This is a genomic window from Vibrio sp. 1751, assembly GCF_033339895.1.
In the GTDB taxonomy this organism is placed as follows: Bacteria; Pseudomonadota; Gammaproteobacteria; order Enterobacterales; family Vibrionaceae; genus Vibrio; species Vibrio alginolyticus.
Window position 1 is genome coordinate 1 of record NZ_JAWOVM010000154.1, and the last position, 5,052, is coordinate 5,052.

The 5,052-nt window shown below is 43.3% G+C and carries 4 protein-coding genes; 2 read left to right on the forward strand and 2 right to left on the reverse strand.

From position 1 onward, the window contains the following. Nucleotides 1-482: 482 nt before the first annotated feature. The gene (locus tag R7041_RS22665; protein WP_017633488.1) at nucleotides 483-1,286 is read left to right on the forward strand and encodes a MetQ/NlpA family ABC transporter substrate-binding protein; all 804 of its coding nucleotides are present in this window, start codon (nucleotides 483-485) and stop codon (nucleotides 1,284-1,286) included. Between the two features lie 95 nt (nucleotides 1,287-1,381). Here the strand turns inward: R7041_RS22665 and R7041_RS22670 are convergent, their stop codons facing one another. Then, on the reverse strand, nucleotides 1,382-1,657 hold the full coding sequence (locus tag R7041_RS22670) for a hypothetical protein (protein WP_005379716.1): 276 nt from the start codon (nucleotides 1,655-1,657) through the stop codon (nucleotides 1,382-1,384). 223 nt (nucleotides 1,658-1,880) lie between these two features. Then, nucleotides 1,881-2,600 (reverse strand): SIMPL domain-containing protein, encoded by a 720-nt coding sequence (locus R7041_RS22675; RefSeq protein ID WP_005379714.1) that lies wholly within the window; start codon nucleotides 2,598-2,600, stop codon nucleotides 1,881-1,883. Between the two features lie 233 nt (nucleotides 2,601-2,833). On the opposite strand from R7041_RS22675, the gene R7041_RS22680 reads away from it, so the two are divergent. Next, nucleotides 2,834-4,597, forward strand: coding sequence for a lysophospholipid acyltransferase family protein (locus R7041_RS22680; protein ID WP_064368969.1), 1,764 nt, complete (start codon nucleotides 2,834-2,836; stop codon nucleotides 4,595-4,597). Nucleotides 4,598-5,052: the final 455 nt, after the last annotated feature.

Here is a 5,052-nt window from a genome sequence, read left to right on the forward strand (position 1 = left end):
TGCAACCCCCATCAACCCTGTCATCCCCACCAACTCCGACAACCCTATCAACCCCGTCAGTTGGCTGTCATGTCATGCGGGTAATCAGGTGATGTGATTTTGCTGGTGGATTTAGGCGTGATTCGGGGCAGAGTTTCTATGTTGATTGTGTAGTGAGATTGCGTCAGACCTTCGCTCATAATCGATTGGTCCGCAGTTCAAGTCTGCGAGGGGCCACCATATTCCGAAAGGCGTAGCAGGTTAATACCTACTACGCTTTTTTTGTATCTTATATCTTTGGGTACAGTTTCGGTTGCGGTAACTCGTCATTAACCTCGTAATAGCTTTTCCTCTTCCCCTTTTCTTTAACTATTATCTGGCTTTCTATATGTAGCAATGAAACAAAATGTCCGCTCGTGATTTAAACCATTGACCCTCAGACAACTTCTGATAGGATGGACATACAAACGTATAGACGTCTAAAACAAAAAAATGGAGCTACAATGAAAAGTATTGGTCACTTAAAGAAACTAGCTTTGATTCTCACGGCAGTAGTCGGCTTAAGCGCTTGTGGAGAAAAAGATGACTCTGTCATTAAAGTGGGCGCGACAGTTGGACCACATGCACAAGTAGTCGAGGCGGTAGCGAAGGAGGCAGCGAAGCAAGGTTTGAATGTCGAAGTCATTGAGTTTTCTGACTACGTGACACCTAATGCCGCTCTTAGCGATGGTAGCATCGATATTAATAGCTATCAGCACCAGCCATTTTTAGACAACTTCAACAGTAGCCATAACGCCCAATTAGTATCAATTGGTCAGTCCATTCTTATGCGTATGGGGCTTTATTCCAATAAGTATCGCTCACTGCAAGAGCTTCCAAACAATGCACGTATAGCGCTTCCAAATGACCCTACCAACGGTGGTCGTGGTCTGTTGCTACTCGCCGATGCAGGTTTAATTGAGCTGAAACAGGGTGTTGGCCATAAAGCCGCCCTAACTGATATCACAAAAAACGCAAAATCATTTGAATTTGTCGAGGTAGATGCCGCTCAGCTACCAAGAACATTAGATGATGTGGACGCGGCTGCGATTACAATGAACTACGTAATGTCTTCTGGTTTAGATCCGAAGAAACAAAGTATCTATCTTGAAGCAAAAGACGCCCCATTAGCAGTCATGGTCATCGCCACTCGTGACGCAGACAAAAATAATGAAGCGTATAAAAAGTTCGTTTCTATTTATCAATCTCAAGCGATTCGTGATTATCTCGATCGCACTTTCAAAGGCACAATCGAAGCAGCTTTTTAATCAATAAAGCAGCGAATACTTTGCCCCACGAATCAGATAGAAAAGAGGCTAATGTTTTCTCATAGCCTCTTCTTTTCATTACTCACTAAATCGACTCATTGTCGACTTTCAGCCTCTAACTTCATTGCCAAATAAGCTTGGTCAGCAGAAACCAATTCAGGACGGTTAATCAACTTCCAGAGGAAGTATGGTGGGATTAAAAATACGATGAAGTAGAGAGATTCATGGAAGAAAACATCGGCTATCGTTTGCTGATGCTCCCAAAGTGCCGTCAGTGCGAAGAGCTCTAACATCACGCCTAATACGCCAAAGACGACAGAGACAACAATCGCTAAACCCAGTAGTTCTCTAACAAAGTGCTTGTATGCCATGATACTAATTCCTTCTAGCAATAAGTCATACTAACTTACGCTCATAAGAAACAAGTGAGCTTGATTATTATCAAACTCACCTCATCACTGTTAAGAACTTAGTTTTATAAAAAAGTACTTGTATATAGCGTCATCGAAGACTGATTTCCCTATCACAGAGCATAGATACCTCTACAAATAGAAGGTGATGGAACGACCAACTATTGACTATATGAGCGCAACTTTAATCAGATAAGTAATATTGAACCGTCGATACCACTCGTACTTTCTTAATGTAAGGCGTGTTGCTGTCTCGGTCATAAATCGAGAACTGCCCTTGAGTTGCACGTTTGATCTTACCCAGTGAACTTTGTGAGTCTTTCGCAAATTTCTCAGCCACTTCACGCGCATTCTTAGTCGCTTCTTCGATCATGTCTGGCTTCACATCATTCAGCTTAGTAAAGCTGTACTCAACACGATTTGCATAAGGATCTTGGTTAAGCAAAACGCCTTGTTTTCCTAACTCACCTATTTCATTGATTGCCGCTCGAACAACATCAACACTCTGGCTGTAAACCGTAACGGTTCGCGAGGCCAAATAACGATACTCAATGTCTTGCTCGCTCCCATATTGCTGTGCTTTTCTGTCAATGACCGCTGGGGAAGAGAGGGAAACGCTGGTTTCAGGAAGCCCTTTGGCACTTAGAAAGTCCAAAATCAAACGGGTTTGCTGGTCAATTTCATCAAACATGGCCCCCATATCATTACTCGCTAGAGTAAATTGAATCGGCCAAATCACCGTATCAGCAGGATACTCACGCTCCGACAAACCTTTTACTGTCACGACTCTTTCATAGGCTCGGTATTTCACCGCCGTCTGCTGCATAAAATAGCCAAGGATGCCAAGACCAAGTATCAAACTTAGCCCAATCCAAAGTGCTGCTTTATTGGAAACTCGTTCCATTATTTCCCCCTGATAAATATCAACTTAGCTTAATCTTTGTTCTAGATAAGATAGCCTATCTATTATTTTAAGAGGGAGACATAACGCGAGTTTTGATTCATAGCACAGTGATATACCGTTTTCTTTAGTCAATAAAGCTTCATTGGTTTGTCACCAAAGGCTCATGCTTTTGCCTCTTAACTGTCATCTGTAATTTCTACTATCCAATCAGCAACTTGTACGCTGAGGTAAATATGGATAGTTCAACCCCTTTTCGTCTCCCTCGTAAAACGCCGTTTGGCATTGGTGAAAACGTTGCTGAATGGGCAACCGGTTTAAACCAACTCGATAAGTTCTACGCCCAACGCCCCGTTAATGCCGATACCAAAACTTTTCTCCGCTTCACGCTGGATATCTTAGGTATCGATTATCGCATTGCTCATGGTTCACTCGACTCAGTACCTAAACAAGGAGCTACCGTCATTGTGGCGAACCACCCGCTTGGTTGTGTGGAAGGCGTCATCTTGGCCGAACTCTTGTTGATGGTACGAGACGATATCCAAATTCTAGCCAATCAATACCTGAAAACCGTACCAGAGTTAGATCAGCTCTTCATTGGTGTCGATGTGTTTGAAGGCAGAGACGCCGTCAAATCGAATATGAAGGCCCTCAGAGCGGCTAATAAACACCTCGCAAGTGGCGGCTTATTGCTTGTCTTTCCTGCCGGTGAGGTTTCCCAGTTAGTCGATGCCAAACAGCAACGCTTGGAAGACAAAGCGTGGAGTCGAAGCGTAAGTAGCCTGATCCGCAAAAACAAAGCAACGACAGTTCCAGTATTCATCAGTGGTCAGAACTCGAAACGCTTCTATATGGCAGGGAAAATCCATCCACTTTTGCGTACCCTAATGCTCGGGCGGGAGCTACTGAACAAACATGCACAAACCATCAACTTGTCTTTTGGCCAAGCGATTAAATTCAAAGAGATCAACACACTTAACGATGATCAAGTGGTGAACTATTTGCGGCTCAACACTTACTTGCTCAATCGTGAAACCCAATCAGTTAAGCCTTCTTCTTCATCAGAACTGCTCTCTCCAATAGCGGCAGGGTTACCCGTAGGCGAATTGCTTGAAGAGCTGAACAACTTACCAAAAGAGTCCAAGCTGCTAACAAGTGGTGAGTTCGATGTTTACTGCACGGAGTCGCAGAGTATCCCTTCCCTACTGCATGAAATTGGTCGCCTACGTGAGCTCAATTTCCGACAAGTTGGCGAAGGGACTGGACTAGCAATAGACATTGACCATTTCGATCATGATTACCTGCATCTGTTTGTGTGGGACAGAGAGAACCAATGCTTGGTGGGCGCGTATCGTTTAGGTCTGGTTGATCAACTGATTGAAAAGCGCGGCGTAGCAGGTCTATATTCACGAACGTTGTTTAACTATGACCAACGCTTTATCGACCAAATGGGTAAATCCATTGAGATGGGGCGCTCTGTGATTGCACAGCAATATCAAAAGAGCATGAGCGCGCTACTGCTACTGTGGAAAGGCATCGCAACGTTCGTTCATCAAAACCCAGATTACACTCACCTATTTGGTCCGGTAAGCATTAGCAACGATTATAGCGATACTGCACGTCAATTACTGGCTCAATCAATGACACTGCACCACTACGACAACAATTGCGCAGAGTACGTCACACCTTCTAACCCACTTCCTGAGCACCACCGTGACTGGAACACCAGCATGCTCACTGCTCTGGGTGATTTACAGCTATTGTCACGTGTCATTGCCAGAATCGATGAAGGGAAAGGAGTGCCCGTTTTGCTGCGTCAGTACTTAAGCCTCAATGGCAAGCTGGTATGCTTCAACGTCGACCCTGCATTCAATAACGCTCTAGATGGATTGATTATGGTGGATTTGCGCGATGTTCAAGAAAAGACGTTGGCAAGGTATATGGGACGCGAGCAAGCTCATGACTACCTCGTCTATCATACTAATAGCAACGATGATTAAGAACAGTGATTAAGTAGAGAGTTGGGAATCACAAGAAGAACCGTGTGGCGACTCTCTTTATTTACCCTTTCATCAACTAATTAGGCGTGCTCCGTGAAGTGCGCCGAAAAGACTCTTATAGATACAATCTATCGAAAGATCTAGATAGCATTTATCTCACCAATTCCGTCACAAACTTTCACAAAAAAACAAAAACAGATCCAAGTCACACTTTAAATCCACCACAACTCAACACAAAACGTGATATTGATCATCACAAGCATTTAATTCGAATTTCAAAAAAAATCAAAAGTGATCAAAGTCACAAAGTATTTTTATTTTAAATTTGTCAAAAGATCGGATTGATCACTAAGATTTTTATTGACAGGTTTGAAAGTTGCTTTTTGTTATTAAGTTACAAGTTAATAAGTTGAACTTGGTCACTTAAAAACCGTTTCTCAGCCTAAGAAGTGCGG

Coding starts and splice junctions, on each gene's coding strand:
- R7041_RS22675 (WP_005379714.1), bottom strand. CDS start 2,600: ATGGAACGAGTTTCCAATAAAGCAGCACTTTGGATTGGGCTAAGTTTG.
- R7041_RS22665 (WP_017633488.1), top strand. CDS start 483: ATGAAAAGTATTGGTCACTTAAAGAAACTAGCTTTGATTCTCACGGCA.
- R7041_RS22670 (WP_005379716.1), bottom strand. CDS start 1,657: ATGGCATACAAGCACTTTGTTAGAGAACTACTGGGTTTAGCGATTGTT.
- R7041_RS22680 (WP_064368969.1), top strand. CDS start 2,834: ATGGATAGTTCAACCCCTTTTCGTCTCCCTCGTAAAACGCCGTTTGGC.